Here is a 24,953-nt window from a genome sequence, read left to right on the forward strand (position 1 = left end):
AGAATTTACTGCTGTGCTCAGCCGATCTTCTTGCGCAGCAAGGCCATTGCCCGGTCGACCTGCGCCTCGTCGTTGAGCAGCCCCGGCGCCATGCGCAGCACAGGCCCCGCATCGCGGTCCACGGCGTCGACGACGATACGGTTCTCGACCAGGTAGTTGGCCAGGGCGTCGGGGTCCTGGCCCTTGACCCGGAAGAAAGTGAAGCCGGCCGAGTAGTCGGGGTTGCGCGGCGTCACCAGTTCGATGGCCGGGTGTTCGAGCAGGTGTTGCTTGAGGTAATCGTTGAGCTGGTGGATGCGCGCCTGGACCTCGGCCTTGCCCAGCTGCAGGTGCAGCTCGAAGGCCTTGCCCGCCGCCCAGCGATGCTCGAAGGCGTGATAGCCGCCGGGGGTCATGATGGTGGCGAAGTCCTTGTCTTCGGAGAAGGTGGCGAAGGTCGGCACCAGGTTTTGCATCGACTCGGAGGCGGCGCAGATGATCCCGGTGCCACGCGGGCCGAACATCCATTTGTGTGTGCCGGAGATGAAGTAGTCGCAGTTGAAATCGGCAAAGTTGGCGTTCTCCACGCCAAAGCCGTGTACCCCGTCGACCACATAGAGAATGCGCCGGTCTTCGTCGCGGTTGCGGTTGTGCTGGCGCACCAGCTCGCCGATCTGGCCGATCGGCAGCTTGACCCCGCTGCCCGAGTGCACCCAGGTCATGCCCAGCACCCGGGTGTTGGCGTTGATGGCCTTGTCGATCGTACCCAGTACCTGGTCGGTGGAAACATCGCGTGGCTGCTGGAACAGGCGCAGCTTGCGCACCCGGGTGCCTTCCTGGCGCTGGCGGAACTCCAGGGTCTTGCGGGTGGCATAGTGCTCGTGTTCGGTGGTGAGGATCTCCTGGTCGGCGGCGACCTTGAGCCGGCCGTAGATCATTCCCAGGCCTTCGGTGGTGCTGCCGGTCAGGGCGATCTGGCGGGGGCGCACGTTCAGGTAGCGGGCCGCCCACTCGCGCACTTCGCCTTCGCGCTGCCATTCGATCTCGGTTTCCCAGTCGACCCAGCGCGCCGGATTGCGGTCGATCTCGGCGCGGTAGTAGTCGATGGCCTCCTGCACCGGGCGTGGGTGGGCGGTGACCAGGAAGTTGGCAAAGTGGGCGTAGCTGGGGTCCAGCGGGAACAGCTGGCGCAGTTGCTGCCATTTGTCCTTGCCGCTGAAGTCGGGTGCTGCCGCCGCCAGGGCCTGTGGCAGCAAGGGCAGGCTGGCGGCGAGCAGGCCGGCCTGTTTGAGAAAGGTACGACGGTCAGTCATGGTCGAAGGCTGCCTGGTTCAAGGAGTGGAAATGCTGGCGACAGGGCGTGCGGCCTTTTGCACCTGCTCCCAGACCCGCAGGAAATTGCCGCTCCAGAGCTTGGCGATGTCGGCCTCGGAGTAACCACGGCTGAGCAGCTCGGCGGTGACGTTGCGAATCTCGCTGACATCCTTCCAGCCGTTCAGGCCGCCACCGTCGTTGAAGTCCGAGCTGATGCCGACGTGGTCGATGCCCATCTTCTTCACCGCGTAGTCGATGGCGTCGCCATAGTCCTTGAGCGACGCCTTGGGCTCCTGGTCGACGATGTCGTAGAGGCTGCCGGCATAGTCGCCGAAGCGTGATTCGGGCCAGATGGCGATCACCGCGTCGCCCGGCATCAGGGCGTTGGCCAGGCCCTGCAGGGGTTGCAGATCGAAGCGTGTGCGCAGGGCTTCGAGCTTGTCCAGGCTCGGCTTGCTCAGCGGCTTGAGGTAGGTGCCGAAGGCCACCACCTGGAGCACGCCGCCGCTGTTCTTGATCAGCTGCATTTCCTTGTCGCTGAGGTTGCGCGGAATGTCCACCAGCGCCCGCGGCGCCGAGTGCGAGGCCACCATCGGCGTGCGGGAGAGGCGCGCGACGTCTTCCAGGGCCAGGGTGGACATCTGCGACACATCGATGATCACGCCCAGGTCGTTGAGGCGCTTGACCGCCTGCTCGCCCAGGGGCGACAGGCCGCCGAGGGCATCGGGGGTGTCATTGAAGAACGGCAGCGGGCGCGAGGAGTCGGCCCAGTCGTTGTTGGCCACGTAGCTGAAACCGAACATGCGCATGCCGCGACTGGCCCACAGGTCCAGTTGGTCGAGGTCGCGTCCCAGGGGGTAGGCATTGAGCATGCTGATGAATATGGCGAACTTGCCTTCGCCGTTCAGGCGCCGGAAGTCCTGCGGGGTGTAGGCGATGCCGACCTGGTTGGGGAAGTCGCGGACCATGTTGCTGATGATCTTGTAGCGCACTTCCTGCTGGTGCCGGGCCTCGTCGATAAAGCCGGGGGTCGGGCGATGCGGGGCGTTGGGGCCGTTCCACAGCTCCGGCCAGCCGAAGATGGTCAGCGCCGCGCCAGACAGGCGGCCCTTGCCGGCCTTGACCAGGTCGAACTGGCCGGGCCCGTCCTTGTCGACTTCCTGGCCTTCGCCACCGAACTTCAGCGGCACGGTGATATGGCTGTCGAACGAGAGCATGTGCTCGTGCAGGGCATTGGCCTGTTCGACGATCTGGCGCGGGTAGCCGGCGTTTTTCTGGTAGTAGAGGTAACCGGCAGCGGCGGCGCCCAGGGCCACCGCCAGGGCAAGGGGCAGGCCGATGTACAGGGCTTTGCGGGAACGGGTCTTGGTCATTGCCATCTCGTTGCTGGGCTGATCGGAACGGCTTTCGCGGCTCGCAGGCGGGTCGCTGGACAAAGCGCGGGTATCAGGAGGGACGAATGGCGAGGGGGTGAATTTATGGTCCTTCACGGAATTCCGGGAGGTATAGTCTTTGGGCTTGGGCTTGGGCTTGGGCTTGGGCTTGGGTGTTGAGGATGCGAGCTTATCCATTCAATGCAGCGAGGCTGCCGGCCCCTTCCGCCCTTACGGCGGCCTACTTTTTTCTTGGAAAAAGTAGGCAAAACCGCCTGCTCCTACATACGGCCCTACGCTTCGCTTCGGGTCCCTTCGCTCCGGTGTCTTCCGGGGCCACGCGGCCTACGACTTGCTTCGCCAAGTCTACGGCTCGCGCTCTTCGGCTACGCCGAAGGTGCTACGCACCGGCCCCTACAGACACCTCCACTCAGCCTCCTGAAGTCGCAAAGTTACGGGCGGCGCCTGGAATGGCTTTATCTTCGAAAGTTGATTGTGTAGTGGATATTCGCTGCGGCAAGACACGCTTCCAAGCTGAGAACAATCGACTTCAACAACCCGGATGGCAAGCGATAATGTGTCAACCATGTCTCCGGCCCATACACCAAGAAAAAAGTAGGCCGCCGTAAAGGCGGAAGGCGCCGGCAGCCTCGCCGCAAGAAATGGATAAGCACACAGCCTCAACATCCCCCCCAAAATTTCGGGAAGAACCAAATTTATGGCGGCAGGTGAGATTCAAGGTTTAGGTGCAAAGGCCGATAAAGACGTTAACCCAAGCCCCCATCAGGATGATAAGTACATGGCAATCAGTGCCGTAGTGTTGAACGGGAACCCTGTATCGAGTACCACGGGCGGTGGCCTGCGGATCAACGCCAGCGCCGAGGGCGCCGCACAGCCTGCGGAGGACGGCAAGGTGGTGATCGATCCATCGGCGATGCGCAATAACAGCAAGCCCAGCGCCGAAGTCAGTTCGGACAGCGAACCGCCCCACGTCCAGCAACTGCGCAAAATGATCGAGAAGTTGCAAAAGCAGCTGGAGCAACAGCAGAAGCAGTTGCAGCAGGTGATGAACAGCAAGATGGAGGAGACCGAAAAAATGGCGGCCGTTGCCGCGGCCCAAGCGGCGGTCAGCAGCACCATGGGGGCGCTCGCGTCGGCCACCGCCGCACTGGTCCGCGCGCTGACCGAAAACGGTGGCGGTGGCTCAGGTTCGCTGGTCAGCACCAGCGCCTGAGCCTCCTGGCAGGCCTGCCATCATGCAGTGCAGGCCTCAGTCGGCCACCGGCCGGTTCTGACTACGCTCGGACTTGTAGCGCATGGCCACCGCCGGTGCCGGCTTGGTGCTGCCGGTCTCCATCCACTGGCGCATGCGGGAGGCATCGGCGAAGTGGGTGTACTTGCCGTAGGCATCGAGAATCACCATGGCCACCGGACGGTTGTCCATCTTCGTCAGCAGCACCAGACAGTGCCCGGCATCGTTGGTGAAGCCGGTCTTGGTCAGCCTGATATCCCAATTGCTCTTGTTGACCAGGTGATCGGTGTTGCGAAAGCCCAGGCTGTAGTTGGGCTTGCGGAACGACACGGTCTTCTCGCGGGTGGTGCTCAGTTCGCTCAGCAACGGATAGTTGCGCGACGCCAGCAGCAGCTTGCCCAGGTCACGGGCGGTGGAAACGTTGAGGCTCGACAACCCGGTGGGCTCCACGTACCGGGTGTGGGTCATCCCCAGGGCCCTGGCCTTGGCGTTCATCGCCTTGATGAATGCGTTGTAGCCGCCCGGGTAGTTATGCGCCAGGGTGGATGCGGCGCGGTTTTCCGATGACATCAGGGTAATCAGCAACGTCTCGCGGCGACTGAGCTGGCTGCCCAACCGTACCCGTGAATACACCCCTTTCATTTCCTTGTTCTGGGCGATGGTCATGGTCAGCATCTCGTCCATGTTCTGCTTGGCGTCGAGCACCACCATGCCGGTCATCAGCTTGGTCACCGAGGCGATAGGCACCACCCGGTCCGCGTTGTTGGCGTAAAGCACCTTGTTGGTCTGCAAATCGATCAACAGGGCGGCGCCGGAGGCCAGGCGCAGTTTGGAGGGGTCACGTTGCTCCTGGACCGGGGGTTGCGCAGCGGCGACTGGGGTGACAGTCGCGGTACCTGTGAGCAACAGCAGCAGGCTTAGTATCGATAGGGAGGTTTTCACGTCGAGGCTCACTAGATATTGGTATGTTGTTGGCTGTGCAAGGGTTTTCCCCCAAAAAACCGCTGCATTCTGGAGTATGGCTCAACGGCTGTCGATTGCCCTGTATTTGCCGGGCCAAATATGAACGAAATTTAATCCTGTACCCATTCCATACCGATCAGCCGGCATTCAAATCTGCTCGCGCCGACCAGTGGTTGATTGGATCCAGTCGCCGGGCAAGGGCTCAGGGCTGCGAGGCCGGCATGTCCGGCGCAGCACCTATCGAAAAGTGCGCCTGCGTCGGGAATAACGAACAGCGGAAACTGTATGGCGTCATAAGATCGAATACGGTTTGCCCGGTACTTTATTAGGTATAAATCAACTAACTCGGCCGACAAGCTGTGTAACGGCCAGTCACATTGATGCATCTTAATAAGCGCCCTTTGAACGCAGGGTGCGGTTCATTCGTTGGGGAGCCATTCGATGCGTGCCACCAGGGCAGGGCGCCCGCTTGCGCGGGGCGGCCACGCAGCGGCTGATTCGCTTCAATATCCGTGGCGATTCGGGCGCAAGTAACGCGGAACTTCCAGCAGCAAGTGTATCTGCCGCGTTACAACTAACACCTCTCCAAGTAAATACAGTGAAACACCAGCGGCAGCACTGGAGCGTCAGTTTGCGCAGTGGTAAGAGCGATCAACAGCCGTTTCCAAAACGCTATTCACGCACAGGAAGACGCTCATGCACACCGTTCGCAACACCTTGGTGGTGGTGGACTCGCAGCAGCCCGGGGACCTGATCCTGCACCGAGCGAAAATGATTGCCAGCGCGACCCGATCACACCTGCACCTGCTGGCGTGTACCAAGGGCAACCATCACGGCGCCTATTTGAACGACCTGCAAGGCGCCCTGGAGCAGGAGGGGTATAGCGTCAGTGCCCAGCAGGCCTGGCATGGAAGTACGTACAAGACCATTATCGCCGTGCAACAGGCACAGGGTTGCGGCCTGGTGATCAAACAGCACGTGACTGACAACCCGGTGGTCAAGGCCCTGATCACCCCTGAGGACTGGAAGCTGATGCGCTACTGTCCAAGCCCGGTGCTCATGGTGAAAACGGACAGGGACTGGACCGGCGGCACCATTCTCGCGGCAGTGGATGCCGGCAGCAGTGACGTGGAGCATCGCGTCCTGCAGTCGGGCATCGTCAGCCACGGCTACGACGTGGCCAAGCTGGCAGGCGGTACGCTGCACATGATGAGCGCCCATCCCTATCCCATGCTCTCGGCGAGTGATCCGGTCTTTCAGCTCAAGGAGAGCATCCAGGGCTTTTATCGCGACCAGTGCAGCCGGTTCCAGGCCGAGTTCCACATCAGCGACGAATGCCTGCATCTGGAAGAAGGACCGCCCGATGTGCTGATTCCGTACCTGGCGCACAAGCTCGAAGCAGTGCTCACAGTGATTGGCAGTGTGGCCCGTACCGGGTTGAGCGGCGCCTTGATCGGCAACACCGCCGAGATGATTCTGGACGCTCTGGACACCGACGTGTTGGTGCTCAAACCGAACGACATCATCCTGCACCTGGAAGAACTCGCCGCGCCGCCACTGACTTCGCCGGACGAAATCGCCGCATCCGCCTGGCCTTACAACCACCACAACCATCATCACCACCGAACCTGACCCCAGGTGGCCAGGTTCGTGCTACAGCGCCCGGCACGCCATCGCACCCCCATAAAAAACCCCGCCAAAGGGCGGGGCAAGGGGCTGTGCGGAGCAACGCACGATAAAAGGGTTTCGATCCTCAGGCGCACAGGCCGGGATTTTCCAGGTGGTCGGCCAGGGCCTTCGCGGCGGGCAGCGAGGTAAAGGGCCCGGAAACCGGTTCGCCCTCGCGGACCACGTACCAGCAGGCCAGCAAGCCAAGCTCCCTGAGCGAGGCGGGAACGGCGCTGCCGATGACGGACATGATGCTGATAGGGGCCATGGGGGTTCTCCTGCGATTCATGGCCCCACCTTACGCGCTACCGCAGGCCGGTTGAAATCAACCGGCTCGATAGTCGTCATCACTGCCATCGACACAGCCTCACCAGCGCGGCGGGCCGTAGTACACCGGCGGTGGGCCGTAGTAGCGCTCGCGGTAGTAGGGGGGTGGCGCCGGACCATAGCGCTCGATCACCCGATACTGCTGGTAATACACCGGGGGCGGCCCCTGGTAATACACCGGTGGAGGGCTGTAGTAGATCGGCTGGCGTTCGACATATACCGTGCGCTCGCGGGGGCCATACAGGGCCGAACCGACCACTGCACCGACCACGGCCGCACCGACCACCGCGCCCGGTCCATACCAGCCATGGCCGCCACCATGACCACCGCCATGGGCGGCTACCTGCCCGCTGGCGGCCAGGGCGCCAATCAGCAGGGCGATCTCGGGAACATGACGGTTCATACGGACACCTCACAGAGCAACCCCGATGCCGGGGATACCTCTATAAGACAGCGGGAACCGGGCGCTGCACAGCGGGTCTGAGTAAAGGTTTTGTAAGCGCCGATCAACGGTCGGGACCGCCGCCGTGCATGATGCCAGATCGATCGCAAAGGAGTATCAAATGGCCCTTGTTCCTGGCAAAGACACCGTCCTGTGCATCTCCCTGGCCGGTCGTCCCGGCACCTTCGGCGTGCGCTTTCACAATCACCTGTACCAGCAACTGGGCCTGGATTATTACTACAAGGCCATGACCACCCAGGACCTGCCGGCCGCGGTGGGCGGTATCCGTGCCCTGGGCATTCGCGGTTGTGGCGTGTCGATGCCCTACAAGGAAGCCTGTATGGCCCTGGTCGATGAAATCGACCCGTCGGCGGCGGCCATCGACTCGATCAACACTATCGTCAACTGCAACGGCCACCTGAAGGCCTACAACACGGATTACCTGGCCGTGCGTCAGTTGCTTGAGCAGCATCGGGTGGATCCGTCCACTGCCTTTGCCCTGCGCGGCAGCGGTGGCATGGCCAAGGCGGTGGCATGCGCCTTGCGTGACGCTGGTTTCCTTCAAGGCATCATCGTTGCCCGCAACGAACAGGCCGGTCGCCAGCTGGCAGACAGCTGTGGCTATCGCTGGCAGGCGGAGCTGGGCGACTTGTGCCCGCCGATGCTGGTGAATGTCACGCCGATCGGCATGGCTGGAGGGGTCGAGGCTGACCAGTTGGCGTTCTCGCCCGAGGCGATTGCGGCGGCCCAACAGGTGTTCGATGTGGTGGCGATGCCGGCGCAGACGCCGTTGATCGTCGAGGCCCAGCGCTTGGGCAAACCGGTGATCACCGGGCTTGAGGTGATTGCCTTGCAGGCTCTGGAGCAGTTTGTGCTGTACACCGGGGTGCGGCCGACGGCGGAGCAGGTGGCGCAGGCGGTGGCCTACGCCCGAGGCTGAGGGTGGGCCCTATCGCCGGCGCTGCCGGCTCCCACAGGGGCGGGGCAGCCCAAGGCACTGTGGGAGCTGGCGAAGCCTGCGACGAGGCACTTACTCCAGGGCTGCCAGGCGCTCTTCCAGCGCCGCAATTCGCGCCTCAAGCGCCTCGATCCGCTCCAGCGACACTACGCCGCCGGCACTGCGCTCCGGCCCCTGCTGGCGCGCAGCAAGGATCGCCTCGATCTCGGCCGGATCGCCCAGGGCATGGGTGTAGCGATCTTCACGCTGCCCGGCCTGACGCGGCAGGTGCAAGGCAAAGCCCCGGGCGATCAGGCGTTCCAGCTGGTGCAGCACCTGCTCGGCGTCTTCGAATTCGTGCATGCGGCTGCTGCGGGTCAGCAGCTCGTTGACGGTCTGCGGCCCACGCAGGAACATCAGGCCCAGCAGGGTGACCTGGGCCGGTACCAGTTCCAGGGCCTTGTCCACCCGCTGCTCCCAGCGGTCGGCGCGGCTGCCCATCTGCAGGCGGGTCAGGCCCTGGCCTTCGAGCGCGCGCAGGGCCTGGCCGACCTGGCCCTGGCTGAGGTTCATCACCGGCTCACGGCTGGTCTTCTGGTTGCAGGCCAGGACCAGGGCGTTCAAGGTCAGGGGGTAGGTTTCCGGGCTGGTGGCCTGTTTCTCGATCAACGAGCCGAGAACGCGGATCTCGGTGCTGGTGAAACGGGCTTCGGAAGCGGATTCGTGTTCGGCGGACATGGCCCTGTCTCTATGCGAAGAAAGGTCTCTAGCCTAGGTGCGCGACAGGGTAAAACACAAGCAGCCGGTGCAAGGCGCACCGGCTGGCGGTCAGGCTCAGGCGGCCTGGCGCTCCTCGGCCATGCAGGCCGCGGCGGTGAACAGTACGTCGGTGGAGGAGTTCAGCGCGGTTTCCGCCGAGTCCTGCAGCACGCCGATGATGAAGCCCACGGCCACCACTTGCATGGCCACTTCGCTGGGAATGCCGAACAGGCTGCAGGCCAGCGGGATCAGCAGCAGCGAGCCACCGGCCACGCCCGAGGCGCCACAGGCGCAAATGGCCGCGACCACGCTCAGGAGAATGGCGGTAGGGATGTCGACGGCGATGCCCAGGGTGTGCACGGCAGCCAGGGTCAGCACGGTGATGGTGATCGCAGCGCCGGCCATGTTGATGGTCGCACCCAGCGGGATCGATACCGAGTAGGTGTCTTCATGCAGGCCCAGGCGCTCGCTCAGGGCCAGGTTGACCGGAATGTTGGCCGCCGAACTGCGGGTGAAGAAGGCGGTGATGCCGCTTTCGCGCAGGCACAGCAGCACCAGCGGGAACGGGTTGCGACGGATCTTCCAGCCTACGATCAGCGGGTTGACCACCAGGGCCACGAACAGCATGCAGCCGATCAGCACGGCCAGCAGGTGCAGGTAGCCCAGCAGCGCGTCAAGGCCCGACTGCGCCAGGGTCGAGGCGACCAGGCCGAAAATGCCCAGCGGGGCGAAGCGGATGACCACGCGCACGATCAGGGTCACGCCGTTGGACAGGTCTTCGACCACGGTGCGGGTGGTTTGTCCTGCGTGACGGATCGCCACGCCCAGACCGATGGCCCAGGCCAGGATGCCGATGAAGTTGGCGTTCATCAGGGCACTGATCGGGTTGTCGACCACGCTCAGCAGCAGGCTTTGCAACACTTCGGTGATGCCGCCGGGAGCACTCAGGGCCGCATCCGAAGTGCTCAGGGCCAGGGAGGAGGGGAACATCATGCTGGCGATCACCGCGACCACGGCGGCGGCGAAGGTGCCGAACAGGTACAGCACCAGGATCGGGCGGATATGGGTCTCGGTGCCGTGACGGTGGTTGGCGATCGAGGCCATGACCAGGATAAACACCAGGATCGGCGCCACGGCCTTGAGGGCGGAGACGAACACCTTGCCGATGAACGCCAGGCTCAGGGCGATGTCCGGGGCGATCAGGGCCAGTGCGATACCGGCCACCAGGCCGATCATGATCTGTAGTACCAGGCTGGTACGGTTCAACAGCTTTAGAACAGGTGTCATGTCGGGTGTTTCTCTGTCTTGTACGAGGGCAGCGGACCTGTCGCGACGCCAGCAATACGGGGGGCGCCAGGCGGTCAGGTGCGTGAAAGGGGCGCGACTTTAGCACAGCGGGTCACATTTGGTGATTGCCCTGTGTCAGGCGATAGGACGGGCGTGTAGTATGCGCGCCCCTTTGAAACGGCTGCGGGCCGTGGATGTTTAGCTGGCTGGAGTGTAGATGTTACTGCCGATTCTGTTGCTGGCCGCGGCCGGCTTCACTGTACTGACCACCGAATTCGTGATTGTCGGCCTGTTGCCGGGTATTGCCCGGGACCTCGCCGTGACGGTGCCGCAGGCGGGCTTGCTGGTGACCTTGTTCGCCTTCACCGTGGCGTGCGTCGGGCCGTTCCTGACCGCCTGGTGCGCCCGCTGGGAGCGCAAGCGCCTGTTTGTCGGCATCCTCGTGCTGTTCGCCGCCTGCAACGCCCTGGCGGCCCTGGCCCCGAACATCTATGTGATGGGCCTGGCGCGCCTGCTGCCGGCACTGGGTTTGCCGGTGTTCTGGGCGCTGGCCAGCGAAACGGCGGTGGACATCGTCGGCCCGGCCTATGCCGGACGGGCCATCGCCAAGATCAGCTTCGGCGTGGTCTGCGCCACGGTGTTCGGCATCCCGGTCGGTACCCTGGTCGGTGATGCCCTGGGCTGGCGTGCGGCCTTCGCCCTGCTGGCGTTGCTGGCGCTGGCCAAGGCATTGCTGCTGTACCTGTATCTGCCCCATACCCCTCGCCACAACCAGGCCACCTCCTTGCGCAGCCAGTTCGGCATCCTGCGCAGCCCCCTGCTGCAAGGTCATGTGCTGCTGTCGGTGCTGGTGTTCAGCGGCATGTTCACCGCCTATACCTACCTGGCCGACATCCTCGAACGCCTGGCCGGTTTCGACGGTACGCGGGTCGGTTGGTACCTGATGGGCTTCGGCGCGGTGGGCATGATCGGCAATAGCCTGGGCGGCCGGGCGGTGGATCGCCATGCGCTTTTGGCCTCTGCCGGTTTTTGCGCGCTGATGCTGGTGGGCTTGATTGCCCTGGTGCCGAGCATCCATTCCAGCTGGGGCCTGATCGTGGCGCTGGCCATCTGGGGCGCCACCCAGGCGGCGTTGTTCCTGGTCAGCCATGTGCGCTTGATCAAGGCCGCGCCCCAGGCGCCGGCCTTCGCCGCCTCGCTGAACATCGCCGGGGGCAACCTGGGCATCGGCCTGGGCGCGATGATCGGTGGCCGGGTGATCGACCACCTGGGCCTGGCCAGTCTCGGCTATGCCGCCGCCGTGCTGATCGGCGTTTCGGTGCTGTTGGCGCTTGCGCTTGCACGGGCTACCAATGGAAAAGCTGCCGGCGAGCCCCCTCGGTAATGGCGACAATGCCCGGGTGCTTGACCTTGCGCTCCACCGAGATGGCGTAGAACGACTCGATCACCGCGTCGGTCTGGCCGATCAGCTCGACGCCATATTGCTTGCAGACTTCATCGGCAATCACGCTGGGGCCGATGAAAATGCCGCTGCCGGACTGGCCGAACGCCTGCATCAAGGCACTGTCGTCGAACTCGCCGACGATCCTGGGCTGCAATTGCTGTTCGGCCAGCCAGCGCAGTAAACGGCTGCGCACCACGGTTTCCTGGCCAGGAATCAACAGGGGCGCGTGTTGCAGGCAGGCGGGGAAGCCTTCGCCCAGCTCCGCCGCCAGGGCAGGGGTGGCAAAGAAACTGATGCCGCACTCACCCAGTTTCTGGCTGTAGCCCTTGATGTCCAGGTGGCTGGGCATGGGGCTGTCGGAAATCACCAGGTCCAGGCGCTGGATCGCCAGGTCGGCCAGCAGGCGTTCGAGCTTGTCCTCACGGCAGCTCAGGCGCAGGGCGTCTTCCATGTCCATGGTCGGCGCCAGCAGACGATAGACGATGGACTTGGGCACCACATCGGCCACCCCCACCCTGAACAGGATCTGCTGTTCGTCAGGACGTGCGCGCAGCATGGCCTCGAGCTCCCCGCCGATCTGGAACATCTGCTCGGCGTAGGCCAGGGTCTGGCGGCCGCTCTCGGTCAGCTCCAGTTGCCGGCCGACCCGCCGAAACAGTTCGATGCCGTAGGTCTGCTCCAGCAGGGTGATCTGGCCGCTGATGGTCTGCGGCGTCAGGTTCAGTTGCTCGCCGGCACGCACGATGCTGCCGGTACGGGCCACGACCCAGAAGTAATGCAGCTGTCGGTAATTGAGCATGGAGGCTGCCGATTCGGAAAAACCGAAGTATAACCGCTGAAAATACGAATTTTCCTGATGTATCGAGATATTTAGAATTCCCAGCCATCACGGTGCCACTGAGTGGGCGCCGATCACTGACATGGAGAAACACAGATGCTGCAACTCAAATCCATCGGTACACCCCTGGTGTTGCTGCTGGCCCTGTTCGCCATGAGCGGCTGCGAGCAGGCGGAAAAGTCAGCCCAGCAGATGCTCAACCAGGCAGCTGAATCGGCCAAGGAGGCCATCGATAAAACCAACGAAGCGGCCCAGCAGGCCCTGAGCGAAGCCACTGGCTCCCAGGGCGCTGACAAAGCCGCCAAGCCTGAGCGCGACGACAGCGCCAAAGAAATCTGACCACCCCTTACCTCGATTCAGGATTGATTCATGGAATACTTGTTGGAACTCGCTGCAAGCCCGACCGCCTGGGTAGCCCTGGCCACCCTGGTGGCCATGGAGATCGTGCTGGGCATCGATAACCTGATCTTCATCTCCATCCTTACCAACAAGTTGCCCGAGGCGTACCGCTCCAAGGCGCGCCGCATCGGTATCAGCATGGCCCTGGTCATGCGCCTGGGCTTGCTCAGCACCGTGGCCTGGATCGTCCAGCTGACCGAGCCTGTGGTCGATGTGTTCGGCCATACCTTCTCCTGGAAGGACATGATCCTGATCGCCGGTGGCCTGTTCCTGCTGTGGAAGGCGACCAAGGAAATCCACGAGAGCGTCGACCCGCGCGCCCAGGCTGAAGCCAAGGCGTCCTCGACCATCACCCTGGGCTTTGCTGCCGCGATCGGCCAGATCCTGGTGCTGGACATCGTCTTCTCGATCGACAGCATCATCACCGCCGTGGGCATGACCGAGCACCTGCCGATCATGATCATCGCCGTGATCAGCGCCGTGATCGTGATGCTGGTGGCTGCCGACCCGCTGGCCAAGTTCATCAACGACAACCCGACCGTGGTGATGCTGGCCCTGGGCTTCCTGATCATGATCGGCATGACCCTGATCGCCGAAGGTTTCGGCGCCCATGTACCGAAAGGCTACGTGTATGCGGCGATGGCGTTCTCCACCGCGATCGAAGTGCTGAACATCATGTCGCGCCGGGCGCGGATCAAACGCGAAGCCGCTGAGGGCTGATGCAAATCACGGGGCGAGCCCGCTCCTGCACAATCGGTAGGAGCGGGCTTGTCCCGCGATGCGTTTCAGGAATCAATGTGCATTGGCATGCCGACGACTACGTCGTGCTGGCACAGCCTCGCTGGATTGTTTAGGCAGGGTAGGGTGCGGGTGGTGGCGGCGCGCAATGCGCATGACACCCCAGAGCATGGCGGCGGCGACACTCAGCCAGGCGCCGACCAACATCAGAATTGCCATTGTCAGGCTCATTGCTACCTCCAGGAATCCCGGGCCAGCCTTCCATGCTTGCCCAGCAGACACCCCTGTAGTCTAGCCCAAGGCGCATTGCAGGCCATTGACCGATGGTCCAGGCCCTTGGGCCGCTTTGTGCTAAATGCTCCCCAGGCTATACCCGAACTGCCGGTCGGCCTATGATCGCCATCCAGGGCCGGGCGCTGTCTGCCGGGCATCAGCACAAGCGAGTGTTCATGCTGCCACTGTCTTCTTCATTCACCACCCCGCGGCGCCTGTTGGCGGCCTGCGCGGTGGCCCTTGCCCTGGCCGGTTGCGCCAGCACGCCGGCGCCGATCAAGGGGCTGCCCCAGCGGGTCGAGATCGGCTCGGTGCCGTTCTACCGCGGCAATGCCAACCAGAGCGCCGCCATGGCCCTGGCCGCGATCCTCTCGCAGCAGGGCGTGCGCATCACCCCAGGCCTGCTCGACCAGCCGCTGGGCCTGCCCCAGGGCGTGGACAAGTTGCAGGACTCGGTACAGAACGTCGCCCGCCAGTACGGCATGGTGGTCTACCCACTGGAGCCGAAACTCGAAGCCTTGCTGGCCCAGGTGGCCGCCGGCAACCCGGTGCTGCTGCGTTTCGCCGAGGGCTCGGCGTTCTGGGCTGAGCCGCGCTATGCCTTGCTGGTCGGCTACGACAGCTACAAGCAGCGGGTGCTGTTGCGCGCAGGGATGAACCGGCGTCGCTTGATGGGCTTCGACGATTTCAGCTCGGCGTGGAACAAGGAAGGGAATTGGGCGGTGCTGGTGCAGCAACCGGGCCAGTTGCCGGCCCAGGTTGACCGTCAGCGCTGGCTGAAGGCGGCCAATGACCTGGCCCAGGCAGGCCAGGAACAAGCGGCCCGCCAGGCCGTCAAAGCCCTGGGGCAGTGACGGCGCAGGCGGGCAGGGGGCTTAGAAGCCCAGGCGATCACGCAGGCTGTAGTACCAGGCGCCGAGGGCGCTGAACGGCACACGCAGCATCTGGCCACCCGGGAACGGGTAGTGCGGCAGTTCGGCGAAAGCGTCGAAGCGCTCGGCCTGGCCACGCAGGGCCTCGGCCAGTACCTTGCCCGCCAGGTGGGTGTAGGTGACGCCGTGGCCGCTGCAACCCTGGGAGTAGTAGATGTTGTCGCCCAGGCGGCCGACCTGAGGCAGGCGCGACAGGGTCAGCAGGAAGTTGCCGGTCCAGGCGTAGTCGATCTTCACGTCCTTGAGCTGCGGGAAGGCCTTGAGCATCTTCGGACGGATGATCGCTTCGATGTTCGCCGGGTCACGGGCACCGTAGACCACGCCACCGCCGAAGATCAGGCGCTTGTCGCCGGTCAGGCGGTAGTAGTCGAGCAGGTAGTTGCAGTCTTCGACGCAGTAGTCCTGGGGCAGCAGGCTGCGCGCCAGTTCTTCGCCCAGTGGCTCGGTGGTGATCACCTGGGTGCCGCACGGCATGGACTTGGCGGCCAGCTCCGGCACCAGGCCGCCCAGGTAGGCGTTGCCGGCGACGATGACGAACTTGGCCCGCACTTTACCTTGCGGGGTGTGTACTACCGGGTTGGCGCCACGGTCGATGCGCACGGCCGGGGACTGTTCATAGATCTTGCCACCCAGCGACTCGACCGCGGCGGCTTCGCCCAGGGCCAGGTTCAGCGGGTGGATGTGGCCGCCGCTCATGTCGAGCATGCCGCCAATGTACTGGTCGCAGTCGACCACTTCACGGATGCGCTTCTGGTCCATCAGCTCCAGCTGGGTGTGGCCGAAGCGTTCCCACAGGCGCTTTTGCGATTCCAGGTGGCCCATTTGCTTGGGCGTCAGGGCGGCGAACACGCCACCGTCCTTCAGGTCGCACTGGATGTTGTACTTGGCCACGCGCTCACGGATGATACGCCCGCCTTCAAAGGCCATCTGGCCGAGCAGTTGCGCCTGCTTGGGGCCGACGGTGCGTTCGATGACGTCGATGTCACGGCTGTAGCTGTTGACGATCTGGCCGCCGTTGCGACCCGAGGCGCCGAAACCGACCTTGGCGGCTTCCAGCACGGTCACGCTGAAGCCGTTCTCCAGCAGGAACAGGGCGCTGGACAAGCCGGTGTAGCCGGCACCGATCACGCAGACATCGGTCTGTACCTCTTCCTGCAGCGCCGGGCGCGGCGGAACCGGATTGGCCGATGCGGCGTAGTAGGACTGTGGGTAGGGGGTGTTAGCCATGCTGCGAAACCTCTGTTTTATATTTTTTACGACTGTACCGATGCTATCAATAATAATAAACACCCGCTAGTCGTGTGTTGAAAATCCTTTACCCCCTGCTTTTACAAATATTTTTAAGATTCAGTGGCTTAGCGTGAAAAAAAGAGTTGACACTGTCTGTCGATTCCGTAGAATGCCGCCTCACAGCAGGCACATAGCTCAGTTGGTTAGAGCACCACCTTGACATGGTGGGGGTCGTTGGTTCGAGTCCAATTGTGCCTACCACATCAAATCCGCCCCTGCTGGCGGTACAAAAAAGGCGATCCGAAAGGGTCGCCTTTTTTGCTTTCTGCGCGCCGTCCTGCCGGTGACCGACTATCCGAAGAAAAGCCTGAATAGACAGCAACGCTAGAATTAACGGGGGGATAACTTTCATGCGTCCTGCTTGTAAGGAGTCCTGCGATGAAGATCCTATCTGCGTTGGTGCTTGTTGCAGCAGTGTCAGGTTGCGCTACAGCGCCTGATCATCAGGTAGTCGGCGTCCCAATGAATGCAACCCACTACAACGCCGGGCGTGTCGCCCATGCCAGCCTGGTATCGATGGGCAGTGAGACCCAAATCTGGATCGCTGTCAGTGGTGTACCCGATTCAACGACACTACCTGCTCGTCTCTACACCTACCTTTACACGGGGGCGTGCGGCGGCCTGAGTGGCAAGCCGGCTTACTCGATGAATGAAACCGTGAGTTCGGATCGCCTTGGGTCTGGTATGGCGCTGGTGAAAGTCGCACCGATGTCACTTGATAGCCTGCGCTCGGGCAACTATGCCCTGGTGGTGCGCGGCAGTGCTGCGGACGGCAATCACGATCTGTTCTGTGCCAATGTCATCTAGCGAAGGGCGATTCGGTGCCAGCCATTGCCTTTTCGTAGGAGCGGATTCACCGGTCCGGTGAATCCGCTCCTACAGCTAGCCAGTGGAAGGCAGAACCGCTCACTGATTGCTATCAAGCGTTGCGTTTGACCACCAGGGTGAGGATGTCGTAGCTGGCGCACAGCTCACCGTTCTGGTTGGTCACCTCGACGTCCCAGGCCACCACGCCTTGTGGCTCGCCTTTCGGGCTGACCTTGCCCTGGTCGATCTTGCGCTTGCAGGTCAGGCGCGCCTGGATCGTGTCGCCAATGCCCACCGGGGTGATGAAGCGCAGGGTGTCCAGGCCGTAGTTGGCCAGTACCGGCCCGACGCCGGGGGAGACGAACAGGCCAGCCGCCGCCGACAGTACGAAGTAGCCGTGGGCGATGCGCTTGCCGAACTGCGAGTCCTTGGCGGCGATGTCGTCGAAGTGCATGTAGAAGTGATCGCCCGACAAGCAGCCGAAGTTGACCAGGTCCGACTCGGTGACGGTGCGCCGGTGGGTCAGCAGCGATTCGCCGATCTGCAGGTCCTCGAAGTGGCGGCGGAACGGGTGCACCTCGCTCTCGTAGACCTTGGCGCCGCGTACGTACTCGCCGGCCACCGCCATCAGCATGCTCGGCGAACCCTGTACCGCAGCGCGCTGCAGGTAGTGCTTGACCGCACGCAGGCCACCGAGCTCCTCGCCACCGCCGGCACGGCCCGGGCCGCCGTGCTTGAGCTGCGGCAGCGGTGAACCGTGGCCGGTGGACTCGGCAGCCGATTCGCGGTCGAGGATGTGCAGGCGACCATGCAGCGCGGCTGCCGCGGGTACCACCTTGGCAGCAACGCGTGGGTCTTTGGTGATCAGGCTCGCGACCAGGCTGCCTTTGCCGCGGGCGGCCAGGGCGATGGCTTCGTCGAGGTCATCGTAGGCCATCAGGGTGCTAACCGGACCGAAGGCTTCAATATCGTGGGCACCGCCTTCGGCGTGCGGATCGCGGCTGCGCAGCAGGGTCGGAGCGAAGAACGCGCCTTCGTTGACGCCATCGCCACGCGGGGCGAAGCCGTCCCTGGCGCCGAACAGCAGGTCGCTCGATTGCAGCAGCGCGGCGACGCGCTCGGCGACGTCGGCCTGCTGGGCATGTGAGGCCAGCGCACCCATCTTCACGCCTTCCACCGACGGATCACCGACCACGACCTTGGCCAGGCGCTCGCGCAGACGCTCGGCGACCGCGTCGATGTGCTTGGCTGGAACGATGGCGCGGCGAATCGCAGTGCACTTCTGTCCGGCCTTGGTGGTCATCTCGCGGGCGACTTCCTTGACGAACAGGTCGAATTCCTCGTCGTCCGGGGTGACTTCCGGGGCGAGGATCGCGCAGTTCAGCGAGTCGGCCTCGGCGTTGAACGGGATCGAGTTGCGCACCAGGTTGGCGTTGACGCGCAGCTTGGCGGCGGTGTCGGCGGAACCGGTGAAGGTCACCACGTCCTGGCCTTGCAGGCGGTCGAGCAGATCGCCCGTGCCGCCGATGATCAACTGCAGGCTGCCGGCCGGCAGCAGACCGGATTCGTCCATCAGGCGTACGGTGGCTTCGGTCAGGTAGCTAGTGGCGGTGGCTGGCTTGACGATACACGGCATGCCGGCCAGGAAGCTGGGGGCGAACTTCTCGAGCATGCCCCAGATCGGGAAGTTGAAGGCGTTGATATGCACGGCGAGGCCGCCGCGCGGCACCAGGATGTGACTGCCGGCGAAGGTGTTGTTCTTGCCCAGCGCAATGGCCGGGCCTTCATGCACCACATTGCCGGACGGCAGCTCGCGGCTGCCCAGGCTTGCGTAGGTGAACAGGGTGCCGGCACCGCCTTCGATGTCGATCCAGCTGTCGGCGCGGGTTGCGCCGCTGTGGTGGGACAGCGCGTAGAGCTGCTCCTTGCGTTCGAGCAGGTACTTGCCCAGGGCCTTGAGGCGCGCGGCGCGCTGCTGGAAGTCCATGGCCATCAGTTCGGCGATGCCGCGCTGGCGGGCATGGGCGACGGCTTCGGCAAAATCCAGCACTTCTTCATGGGTGCACGCCAGGGGCTGGCCATTGATGGCGCTGCGCAGGGACTGGGCGCCGTGCTGGCCGATCCAGCGGCCGCCAATGAAGCTTTGCAGGGTAGGGGTGTTGCTCATCAGGAATTCTCCAGGGTGTCGGGGGCGGCCGGCGCCTGTGTGGGCCGGCCGCAAGGCTTACCAGAGGGCCAGGGTGTAGCCGAGGATCAGGCGGTTCTCGTCGACGTCGGTGGTCAGCCCGTTGCCGGAGCGGAAGGTGACGTTGCGCCAGCGCAGGCTCAGGTTCTTGAGCGGGCCGCTCTGCACCACGTAGGCAAGGTCGCTGTCGCGTTCCCATTCCTCGCCGTGATCGCCCGTTACGGTCCTGGCGTTGCGGCCGTCGACGTAGCGGGTCATGAAGCTCAGGCCGGGTACGCCGAGGGCGGCGAAGTCGTAGTCGTAGCGCAGCTGCCAGGCGTCTTCCTCGGCGCGGGTGAAGGTGTTGAAGGTCACCAGGTTCACCGAGTAGGGATCGCCGCCGTTGAGGAAGGGAAAGGCGCTGTCGCCGGACATGCGCTGCCAGGCCGTGCTGACGCGGTGGCCGCCGTGGCTGAGGCTGAGCATGCCGTTGAAGTTGCGGTTATCGATCACGCCCGCACGCTGCTGGCCGTCCTCGCTGCTGTCGAAGTAGCGCAGGTCGCTGCGCAGGCTGAAGCCGCCACCCAGGGGCAGCGTGTGGATCAGCCCGACGAAGTGCTGGCGGTAGATGTCCTCCAGCTTGCCGTAGTAGTAGCTGACGGCGAGTTGTGGATTGATCGCGTAGCTGCCGCCGGCGAAATCGAAGGCGTCGCTGCTGGCCGCACCGAAGCCGATGTCGTCGCGGCTGGACGAGTCGCGCAGGTTGGCGCGGGTCAGGCGACCGCCGTTCAGGGTCAGCCCGTCGATTTCCTGGGAGGTCAGCATGCCGCCCTGGAAGGTGGCCGACAGCAGGCGGGTGTCGTTATAGGTGACCACCGGCAGCAACGGCTGCAGGGTGCCCAGCCGTAGCGTGCTCTTGGAGGCGCGCAGTTTGCCGGTCAGGCCCAGCTCGCTGTAGTCGTCCACCGGCTCCTGGCTGGTCGGGCCGAAGGGCAGCAGGCCGGTGCCGCGTCGGTCGCGGCTGGAGTCCAGCTTGATGCCCAGTTCGCCGATGGCGTCCAGGCCAACGCCGACAGGGCCTTCGGTGAAGCCGGATTCCAGGCGCGCGGTGAAGCCCTGGGCCCATTCCTCGGCCTTGGCCTGGGGCGCATTGCTCTGGCGGAAGTCGCGGTTGAGGTAGAAGTTGCGCAGCTCCAGGCTGCCTTTGCTGTCCTCGATGAAACCCGCCATGGCCGCAGGTGACAGGGCCAGGCCGAGCGCCGCCAGCAGCGGCGCGGGAACACGGAAATGAGTCATTGTTATTAGGCTTCCGTTGGGTCAGTGACGACTGGCGGCAGCTGCGCCGATGCCGGTCATGGAGCGGATGAACTGGGCCAGGTAGCGGCCGCGCTCGGTGTGCGCACGGGGTGAGCGGTCGGTTACCGAGAACACCCAGGCACCCAGGAACGCCAGGGTCATGGAGAACAGCGCCGGGTTCGAGTAGGGGAACAGCGCATGCTCGTGGTGCAACACGCCGACCCAGACCACGGGGCTGAGCACCAGCAGGGCGACGGCGGAGGTCAGGCCAACCAGGCTGCCGGCGACCGCGCCACGGGTGGTCAGGCCTTTCCAGAACATGGAGAGGAACAGCACCGGGAAGTTAACCGAGGCGGCAATGGCCAGCACCAGGCCGGACAGGAAGGCAATGTTCTGCGTCTCGAACAGCAGGCCGAGGATCACCGCCAGCACGCCGATGACCAGCGTGGCCACGCGCGACATGCGCATTTCCTCACGTTCGCTGGCCTGGCCCTTGCGGATCACGCAGGCGTACAGGTCGTGGGCCACCGCCGAGGCGCCGGACAGCGCAAGACCGGCGACCACGGCGAGGATGGTGGCGAAGGCCACCGCCGAGATGAAGCCGAGGAACAGGCTGCCGCCCACTGCCTGGGCCAGGTGCACCGCAACCATGTTGCCGCCACCGACAATCGCGCCGTTGGCATCGCGGAACGCCGGGTCAGTGCCGACGATGACGATGGCGCCGAAGCCGATGGCAATCAGCAGTACATAGAAATAACCGATGAAGCCGGTGGCGTAGAGCACGCTCTTGCGCGCTTCACGGGCATCCTTGACGGTGAAGAAGCGCATCAGGATGTGGGGCAGGCCGGCGGTCCCGAACATCATGCCGACCGCGAGCGAAATGGTGTCGATCGGGTTGCCCAACAGGCCGCCGGGGGACATGATCGCCTGCCCCTTGGCGTGCACGGCGGCAGCGCCGGCGAACATCGCCTCGGTGCTGAAGCCGAAGTGCTTGAGCACCGTGTAGGCCATGAAGGTGGCGCCGGACAACAGCATCACCGCCTTGATGATCTGCACCCAGGTGGTGGCGAGCATGCCGCCGAAAGTCACATAGAAGACGATCAGCACGCCAACCAGCAGTACCGCCTGCAGGTAGCTGATGCCGAACAGCAGTTCGATCAGCTTGCCGGCACCGACCATCTGCGCCGTCAGGTACATCAGCGCCACGATCAGGGTGCCGACGGCGGCGACGATGCGGATGGGGGACTGCTCCAGGCGGTAGGACACCACGTCGGCGAAGGTGTACTTGCCGAGGTTGCGCAGCCGTTCGGCGATCAGGAACAGGATGATCGGCCAGGCCGCCACGACGCCCAGGGAGTAGAGCAGGCCATCGTAGCCGGCCATGAAGATCATCGCCGAAATGCCCAGGAACGATGCCGCGCTGATCATGTCGCCGGCGATCGCCAGGCCGTTCTGCAGGCCGCTGATGCCGCCGCCGGCGGTGTAGAAGTCGCTGGCCGAGCGGGTGCGCAAGGCAGCCCAGCGCGTAATGCCAAGGGTGAACAGGACGAAGACCAGGAACATGCCGATGGCGTTCCAGTTCAGCGGCCGCGTGGCGGCTTCGCCGGCCAGGGCGGCGCCGCTCGACAACAGGCCGGTGCACAGCAACAGCAGGTGGGAAGTCTTCATTGTTGAACCTCCTGGTCCAGTTTCGCGACGAGCGGGTCGAGCACCTGGTTGGTCTGCTGTACGTAGAAGGCGGTGAGGGTGAACGAGAGCAGGATCACTACCACTGCCACGGGAATGCCGATACTGGTGGCGCCGCCGTTGAGCGGCTGGGCCAGTACCTGGGGGGTGAAGGCCATTACCAGCACGAAGCCGAAATAGATCGTCAGCATCAAAAGGGTCAGCGACCAGGTCAGGCGCTGCTTGCGCCGCACCAGCTGGATGAAGTCCGGGTGTTGCCGCAGATGTTCGGGGTCTTGTTGGATCATGGTTGCGCGCTCTCTTGTTGTGATTGTCGAGTCGGTGTTTTCAGGGGTACGGCAAGGCCCTGGCCTTGCCGGCACCACTTGGGTAAGGCCGGCAGAGGGTGGGGCGCTCAGAGCTGGTCGAAGTCCAGTACCACCTTGTCGCTGAGCGGGAAGGCCTGGCAGGACAGCACATAGCCGGCCGCCACCTCGTAGTCCTCGAGGGCGAAGTTGCTGTCCATCTCCACCTCGCCTTCGATCACCTTGCACTTGCAGGTCGAGCACACCCCGGCCTTGCACGAGTAGGGCAGCTCGGCGCCGTGCTCGTTGCCGGCGTCGAGTACGCTGGCGCTGTTGCGTGCCAGCTCGAAGGACAGCTCGCGACCGTCGCTGATCACGGTGATCTGGCTCTTGGCGCTGTCGACCTGGGCGGCGGCCTGGCGCGCTTCGCGTTTCTGCGTGCTGCCCACGGCGGCGAACAGTTCGAAGTGGATGCGCTCGGCGGGCATGCCGTTGGCCTTGAGCTGGTCACGCACGGTTTCGGTCATGGCCTGCGGGCCGCAGATAAAGGCCGCGTCCAGGGCCTTGACGTCGAGCCAGCGGCTGAACAGCTGGCCGCACTTGTCGGCGTCGATGCGGCCGTTGTAGAGGTCGACGTCCTGTTGCTCGCGGCTGAACACGAAGATCAGGTTGAGACGCTGCAGGTAGCGGTTCTTCAGGTCCTCGAGCTGTTCGCGAAACAGTGCGGAGTTGCTCGAACGGTTGCCGTAGAGCAGGGTGAAGCTGCTGTGCGGCTCGCGCTCCAGGGTGGTCTTGATGATCGACAGGATCGGCGTGATGCCGCTGCCGGCAGCCACCGCCAGGTAATGGCCGTGGCGCGCGGCATCCAGTGGCACGTAGAAGTGCCCGGATGGCGGCATCACGTCCAGGTGCTGCCCGGCCTTGAGGCTATCGTTGGCATGGGCGGAGAACAGCCCGCCGGGCACGCGCTTGATCGCCACGCGCAACTCACCGTCGTTGACCCCGGTGCAGATCGAGTAGGAGCGGCGTACTTCCTGGCCATCGAGGTGGGTACGCATCACCAGGTGCTGGCCCTGGGTGAAGGAGAAATCGTCGGCCAGCTCGGCCGGTACGTCGAAGGCGATCGACACCGCGTCGCGGGTCTCCGGGCGCACTTCTTTAATCTTCAGGCTGTGGAACTTGCTCATTTTATTGTCTCCGGCAGCACGCTGCTCAGATGCACTTGAAGTAGTCGAAAGGCTCGCGGCACTCGATGCAGCGGTACAGCGCCTTGCAGGCGGTCGAGCCGAATTCGCTGAGGCGTTCGGTGTGCGCGCTGCCGCATTGCGGGCAGCACACCGGGTCGCACTCGCCGAGCAGGCTGCGCTTGCTGGTGCTGCCGGCCGGCGGGGCAATGCCGTAGGCGCGCAGGCGCTCGCGGCCGCTGGCGGTGATCCAGTCGGTGGTCCATGCCGGGGTCAGCCGGCGCTCCAGTTGCGGCGCGGCGAAGCCGGCCTGTTGCAGGGCGTCGGCGATGTCCTGCTCGATCACCTCGGTGGCCGGGCAGCCGGAGTAGGTCGGGGTGACCACCACGTGCAGGTGGCCGCCTTGCCAGTCCAGGTCGCGCACGATGCCCAGATCGACCACGCTGACGACCGGGACCTCCGGGTCCATCACGGCGCCGAGCACGGCCCAGGCCTGCTCCAGGTCGTTGGCCTGGAGGGGGCGCGCGCCGAGGTCGCTGGCGATCAGCTCACCAGGTCGCATCGGGATAGGCTCGCGGCAAGAACTGCATTTCGGCCAGCAGGATGCCCAGGTGCTCGCTGTGCACGCCGCGGCGTCCGCTCAGGTAGAAGTGGCTGGCCGCCGCCGGTACTGGCAGGGTGGCCCAGGTGAACACTTCATCGACCTTGGCGCGCCAGGCGCTGGCGATGGTTTGCGGCTGTGGCGCGATACCAGCCTCGGCCAGGCGTTGCTCGGTGTCGTCGCCGTTGACCAGCTCGACGGTGAAGCGCCAGACCTGCTCGATCGCCGCCAGCATGCGCCGGTGGCTTTCCTCGGTACCGTCGCCCAGGCGCTCGACCCACTCGCCGGAGCGGCGCAGGTGGTAGGTGACTTCCTTGAGCGCCTTGGCGGCGATACCGGCGATGCGCTCATCGCTGGAGGTGCTCAGGGCGCTCAATACCTGGAAGTGCCAGGCATCGAAGAGGAACTGTTTGACAATGGTCACCGCGTAGTCGCCGTTGGGTTGTTCGACCAGCAGCAGGTTGCGGTAGGCGCGCTCGTCGCGGCGAAACGCCAGGTGGTCGGCGTCGCGGCCGTCGGCCAGCAGCTCGGCGGCGTAGTCCAGCCAGTTGCGTGCCTGGCCGACCAGGTCGAGGCCGACGTTCATCAGCGCCAGTTCTTCTTCCAGTGCCGGCGCCTTGCCGCACCATTCGCACAGGCGCTGGCCCTGGATCAGGGCGCTGTCGCCCAGGCGCAGCAGGTATTGGATGAGGTCTTCACGTTGGTTCATGGCGCTG

General features: G+C 64.2%; 25 protein-coding genes and 1 tRNA gene. 9 read left to right on the plus strand and 17 right to left on the minus strand.

From position 1 onward, the window contains the following. Nucleotides 1-17 precede the first annotated feature (17 nt). Together ACIQUS_RS25050 and pvdM are read right to left on the minus strand one after the other, a co-directional pair. Complete coding sequence (locus ACIQUS_RS25050; protein ID WP_403053121.1) at nt 18-1,292, minus strand: aminotransferase class V-fold PLP-dependent enzyme; 1,275 nt, start codon at nt 1,290-1,292, stop codon at nt 18-20. Nucleotides 1,293-1,310: 18 nt separating this feature from the next. Further along, complete coding sequence (gene pvdM / locus ACIQUS_RS25055) at nt 1,311-2,666, minus strand: pyoverdine-tailoring dipeptidase-like protein PvdM (protein ID WP_403053124.1); 1,356 nt, start codon at nt 2,664-2,666, stop codon at nt 1,311-1,313. Nucleotides 2,667-3,384: 718 nt separating this feature from the next. Here pvdM and ACIQUS_RS25060 point away from each other — a divergent pair. Further along, on the plus strand, nt 3,385-3,900 hold the full coding sequence (locus tag ACIQUS_RS25060; RefSeq protein ID WP_403053127.1) for a hypothetical protein: 516 nt from the start codon (nt 3,385-3,387) through the stop codon (nt 3,898-3,900). Between the two features lie 36 nt (nt 3,901-3,936). On the opposite strand, the gene pbpG is transcribed toward ACIQUS_RS25060, so the two are convergent. Then, nucleotides 3,937-4,860: a D-alanyl-D-alanine endopeptidase gene (gene pbpG / locus ACIQUS_RS25065; RefSeq protein WP_403053130.1), complete on the minus strand. Its 924-nt coding sequence runs from the start codon at nt 4,858-4,860 to the stop codon at nt 3,937-3,939. A 717-nt stretch (nt 4,861-5,577) separates the two neighbouring features. Here pbpG and ACIQUS_RS25070 point away from each other — a divergent pair. Further along, nucleotides 5,578-6,513 carry a universal stress protein gene (locus tag ACIQUS_RS25070; protein ID WP_403053133.1) on the plus strand — a complete coding sequence of 312 codons (936 nt, stop codon included), beginning with the start codon at nt 5,578-5,580 and terminating at the stop codon, nt 6,511-6,513. A gap of 121 nt (nt 6,514-6,634) precedes the next feature. On the opposite strand, the gene ACIQUS_RS25075 is transcribed toward ACIQUS_RS25070, so the two are convergent. After that, nucleotides 6,635-6,817 carry a hypothetical protein gene (locus ACIQUS_RS25075; RefSeq protein WP_403053136.1) on the minus strand — a complete coding sequence of 61 codons (183 nt, stop codon included), beginning with the start codon at nt 6,815-6,817 and terminating at the stop codon, nt 6,635-6,637. 99 nt (nt 6,818-6,916) lie between these two features. Beyond that, nucleotides 6,917-7,279: a hypothetical protein gene (locus tag ACIQUS_RS25080; protein ID WP_403053139.1), complete on the minus strand. Its 363-nt coding sequence runs from the start codon at nt 7,277-7,279 to the stop codon at nt 6,917-6,919. Nucleotides 7,280-7,439: 160 nt separating this feature from the next. Here ACIQUS_RS25080 and ACIQUS_RS25085 point away from each other — a divergent pair, with 160 nt between their 5' ends. Continuing rightward, nucleotides 7,440-8,258: a shikimate 5-dehydrogenase gene (locus tag ACIQUS_RS25085; RefSeq protein ID WP_403053142.1), complete on the plus strand. Its 819-nt coding sequence runs from the start codon at nt 7,440-7,442 to the stop codon at nt 8,256-8,258. Between the two features lie 90 nt (nt 8,259-8,348). Here ACIQUS_RS25085 and ACIQUS_RS25090 read toward each other — a convergent pair whose 3' ends face one another. Continuing rightward, the gene (locus tag ACIQUS_RS25090; RefSeq protein WP_403053145.1) at nt 8,349-8,993 is read right to left on the minus strand and encodes a YceH family protein; all 645 of its coding nucleotides are present in this window, start codon (nt 8,991-8,993) and stop codon (nt 8,349-8,351) included. Between the two features lie 96 nt (nt 8,994-9,089). Then, nucleotides 9,090-10,301, minus strand: coding sequence for a serine/threonine transporter SstT (sstT, locus tag ACIQUS_RS25095; protein WP_403053148.1), 1,212 nt, complete (start codon nt 10,299-10,301; stop codon nt 9,090-9,092). A gap of 217 nt (nt 10,302-10,518) precedes the next feature. Here sstT and ACIQUS_RS25100 point away from each other — a divergent pair, with 217 nt between their 5' ends. Next, nucleotides 10,519-11,685 (plus strand): MFS transporter, encoded by a 1,167-nt coding sequence (locus ACIQUS_RS25100; RefSeq protein WP_403053151.1) that lies wholly within the window; start codon nt 10,519-10,521, stop codon nt 11,683-11,685. Here ACIQUS_RS25100 and nhaR read toward each other — a convergent pair. Next, entirely contained in the window at nt 11,648-12,544 is an 897-nt protein-coding gene (gene nhaR, locus ACIQUS_RS25105; protein ID WP_403053154.1) for a transcriptional activator NhaR, read from the minus strand. The two genes, ACIQUS_RS25100 and nhaR, sit on opposite strands and share 38 nt — an antisense overlap. 135 nt (nt 12,545-12,679) lie before the next feature. Here nhaR and ACIQUS_RS25110 point away from each other — a divergent pair, with 135 nt between their 5' ends. Beyond that, the gene (locus ACIQUS_RS25110; protein WP_403053157.1) at nt 12,680-12,922 is read left to right on the plus strand and encodes a hypothetical protein; all 243 of its coding nucleotides are present in this window, start codon (nt 12,680-12,682) and stop codon (nt 12,920-12,922) included. 30 nt (nt 12,923-12,952) lie between these two features. Then, nucleotides 12,953-13,702 (plus strand): TerC family protein, encoded by a 750-nt coding sequence (locus tag ACIQUS_RS25115; RefSeq protein WP_403053160.1) that lies wholly within the window; start codon nt 12,953-12,955, stop codon nt 13,700-13,702. A gap of 72 nt (nt 13,703-13,774) precedes the next feature. Here the strand turns inward: ACIQUS_RS25115 and ACIQUS_RS25120 are convergent, their stop codons facing one another. Further along, on the minus strand, nt 13,775-13,951 hold the full coding sequence (locus ACIQUS_RS25120; RefSeq protein ID WP_403053163.1) for a hypothetical protein: 177 nt from the start codon (nt 13,949-13,951) through the stop codon (nt 13,775-13,777). 161 nt (nt 13,952-14,112) lie between these two features. Between ACIQUS_RS25120 and ACIQUS_RS25125 the strand changes: the two genes are divergently transcribed. Then, nucleotides 14,113-14,847 carry a peptidase C39 family protein gene (locus ACIQUS_RS25125; protein WP_403053166.1) on the plus strand — a complete coding sequence of 245 codons (735 nt, stop codon included), beginning with the start codon at nt 14,113-14,115 and terminating at the stop codon, nt 14,845-14,847. A gap of 21 nt (nt 14,848-14,868) precedes the next feature. Here ACIQUS_RS25125 and ACIQUS_RS25130 read toward each other — a convergent pair whose 3' ends face one another. Further along, complete coding sequence (locus ACIQUS_RS25130) at nt 14,869-16,152, minus strand: NAD(P)/FAD-dependent oxidoreductase (RefSeq protein ID WP_403053169.1); 1,284 nt, start codon at nt 16,150-16,152, stop codon at nt 14,869-14,871. Nucleotides 16,153-16,339: 187 nt separating this feature from the next. Between ACIQUS_RS25130 and ACIQUS_RS25135 the strand changes: the two genes are divergently transcribed. Together ACIQUS_RS25135 and ACIQUS_RS25140 are read left to right on the plus strand one after the other, a co-directional pair. Next, nucleotides 16,340-16,416 (plus strand) — tRNA-Val (locus tag ACIQUS_RS25135). 177 nt (nt 16,417-16,593) lie between these two features. Further along, nucleotides 16,594-17,022 carry a hypothetical protein gene (locus ACIQUS_RS25140; RefSeq protein WP_403053172.1) on the plus strand — a complete coding sequence of 143 codons (429 nt, stop codon included), beginning with the start codon at nt 16,594-16,596 and terminating at the stop codon, nt 17,020-17,022. Between the two features lie 112 nt (nt 17,023-17,134). Here ACIQUS_RS25140 and paaZ read toward each other — a convergent pair whose 3' ends face one another. From paaZ to paaC, 7 genes are all read right to left on the minus strand, one after another. Next, nucleotides 17,135-19,189, minus strand: coding sequence for a phenylacetic acid degradation bifunctional protein PaaZ (paaZ, locus tag ACIQUS_RS25145; RefSeq protein WP_403053175.1), 2,055 nt, complete (start codon nt 19,187-19,189; stop codon nt 17,135-17,137). 57 nt (nt 19,190-19,246) lie between these two features. Then, nucleotides 19,247-20,482, minus strand: coding sequence for an OprD family porin (locus ACIQUS_RS25150; RefSeq protein WP_403053178.1), 1,236 nt, complete (start codon nt 20,480-20,482; stop codon nt 19,247-19,249). A gap of 21 nt (nt 20,483-20,503) precedes the next feature. Next, on the minus strand, nt 20,504-22,150 hold the full coding sequence (locus ACIQUS_RS25155) for a cation acetate symporter (protein ID WP_403053181.1): 1,647 nt from the start codon (nt 22,148-22,150) through the stop codon (nt 20,504-20,506). Further along, nucleotides 22,147-22,455: a DUF485 domain-containing protein gene (locus ACIQUS_RS25160; protein WP_403053184.1), complete on the minus strand. Its 309-nt coding sequence runs from the start codon at nt 22,453-22,455 to the stop codon at nt 22,147-22,149. The genes ACIQUS_RS25155 and ACIQUS_RS25160 overlap by 4 nt, the downstream gene beginning before the upstream one ends. 107 nt (nt 22,456-22,562) lie before the next feature. Continuing rightward, a complete protein-coding gene (paaE, locus tag ACIQUS_RS25165; RefSeq protein WP_403053187.1) occupies nt 22,563-23,639 on the minus strand; it encodes a 1,2-phenylacetyl-CoA epoxidase subunit PaaE in 1,077 nt (358 codons plus the stop codon). Between the two features lie 25 nt (nt 23,640-23,664). Continuing rightward, on the minus strand, nt 23,665-24,198 hold the full coding sequence (paaD, locus tag ACIQUS_RS25170; protein ID WP_403053190.1) for a 1,2-phenylacetyl-CoA epoxidase subunit PaaD: 534 nt from the start codon (nt 24,196-24,198) through the stop codon (nt 23,665-23,667). Further along, on the minus strand, nt 24,185-24,946 hold the full coding sequence (gene paaC / locus ACIQUS_RS25175) for a 1,2-phenylacetyl-CoA epoxidase subunit PaaC (RefSeq protein ID WP_403053193.1): 762 nt from the start codon (nt 24,944-24,946) through the stop codon (nt 24,185-24,187). The genes paaD and paaC overlap by 14 nt, the downstream gene beginning before the upstream one ends. Nucleotides 24,947-24,953: the final 7 nt, after the last annotated feature.

Origin of the sequence: Pseudomonas sp. NPDC090755 (genome assembly GCF_044769005.1) — a bacterium.
Lineage (GTDB): Bacteria > Pseudomonadota > Gammaproteobacteria > Pseudomonadales > Pseudomonadaceae > Aquipseudomonas.

Excerpts from the sequence above, each read along its gene's own strand:
- ACIQUS_RS25050 (WP_403053121.1), bottom strand. The coding sequence starts at position 1,292 with ATGACTGACCGTCGTACCTTTCTCAAACAGGCCGGCCTGCTCGCCGCC.
- pvdM (WP_403053124.1), bottom strand. The coding sequence starts at position 2,666 with ATGACCAAGACCCGTTCCCGCAAAGCCCTGTACATCGGCCTGCCCCTT.
- ACIQUS_RS25060 (WP_403053127.1), top strand. The coding sequence starts at position 3,385 with ATGGCGGCAGGTGAGATTCAAGGTTTAGGTGCAAAGGCCGATAAAGAC.
- ACIQUS_RS25070 (WP_403053133.1), top strand. The coding sequence starts at position 5,578 with ATGCACACCGTTCGCAACACCTTGGTGGTGGTGGACTCGCAGCAGCCC.
- ACIQUS_RS25075 (WP_403053136.1), bottom strand. The coding sequence starts at position 6,817 with ATGGCCCCTATCAGCATCATGTCCGTCATCGGCAGCGCCGTTCCCGCC.
- ACIQUS_RS25080 (WP_403053139.1), bottom strand. The coding sequence starts at position 7,279 with ATGAACCGTCATGTTCCCGAGATCGCCCTGCTGATTGGCGCCCTGGCC.
- ACIQUS_RS25085 (WP_403053142.1), top strand. The coding sequence starts at position 7,440 with ATGGCCCTTGTTCCTGGCAAAGACACCGTCCTGTGCATCTCCCTGGCC.
- ACIQUS_RS25090 (WP_403053145.1), bottom strand. The coding sequence starts at position 8,993 with ATGTCCGCCGAACACGAATCCGCTTCCGAAGCCCGTTTCACCAGCACC.
- sstT (WP_403053148.1), bottom strand. The coding sequence starts at position 10,301 with ATGACACCTGTTCTAAAGCTGTTGAACCGTACCAGCCTGGTACTACAG.
- ACIQUS_RS25100 (WP_403053151.1), top strand. The coding sequence starts at position 10,519 with ATGTTACTGCCGATTCTGTTGCTGGCCGCGGCCGGCTTCACTGTACTG.
- nhaR (WP_403053154.1), bottom strand. The coding sequence starts at position 12,544 with ATGCTCAATTACCGACAGCTGCATTACTTCTGGGTCGTGGCCCGTACC.
- ACIQUS_RS25110 (WP_403053157.1), top strand. The coding sequence starts at position 12,680 with ATGCTGCAACTCAAATCCATCGGTACACCCCTGGTGTTGCTGCTGGCC.
- ACIQUS_RS25115 (WP_403053160.1), top strand. The coding sequence starts at position 12,953 with ATGGAATACTTGTTGGAACTCGCTGCAAGCCCGACCGCCTGGGTAGCC.
- ACIQUS_RS25120 (WP_403053163.1), bottom strand. The coding sequence starts at position 13,951 with ATGAGCCTGACAATGGCAATTCTGATGTTGGTCGGCGCCTGGCTGAGT.
- ACIQUS_RS25125 (WP_403053166.1), top strand. The coding sequence starts at position 14,113 with ATGATCGCCATCCAGGGCCGGGCGCTGTCTGCCGGGCATCAGCACAAG.
- ACIQUS_RS25130 (WP_403053169.1), bottom strand. The coding sequence starts at position 16,152 with ATGGCTAACACCCCCTACCCACAGTCCTACTACGCCGCATCGGCCAAT.
- ACIQUS_RS25140 (WP_403053172.1), top strand. The coding sequence starts at position 16,594 with ATGAAGATCCTATCTGCGTTGGTGCTTGTTGCAGCAGTGTCAGGTTGC.
- paaZ (WP_403053175.1), bottom strand. The coding sequence starts at position 19,189 with ATGAGCAACACCCCTACCCTGCAAAGCTTCATTGGCGGCCGCTGGATC.
- ACIQUS_RS25150 (WP_403053178.1), bottom strand. The coding sequence starts at position 20,482 with ATGACTCATTTCCGTGTTCCCGCGCCGCTGCTGGCGGCGCTCGGCCTG.
- ACIQUS_RS25155 (WP_403053181.1), bottom strand. The coding sequence starts at position 22,150 with ATGAAGACTTCCCACCTGCTGTTGCTGTGCACCGGCCTGTTGTCGAGC.
- ACIQUS_RS25160 (WP_403053184.1), bottom strand. The coding sequence starts at position 22,455 with ATGATCCAACAAGACCCCGAACATCTGCGGCAACACCCGGACTTCATC.
- paaE (WP_403053187.1), bottom strand. The coding sequence starts at position 23,639 with ATGAGCAAGTTCCACAGCCTGAAGATTAAAGAAGTGCGCCCGGAGACC.
- paaD (WP_403053190.1), bottom strand. The coding sequence starts at position 24,198 with ATGCGACCTGGTGAGCTGATCGCCAGCGACCTCGGCGCGCGCCCCCTC.
- paaC (WP_403053193.1), bottom strand. The coding sequence starts at position 24,946 with ATGAACCAACGTGAAGACCTCATCCAATACCTGCTGCGCCTGGGCGAC.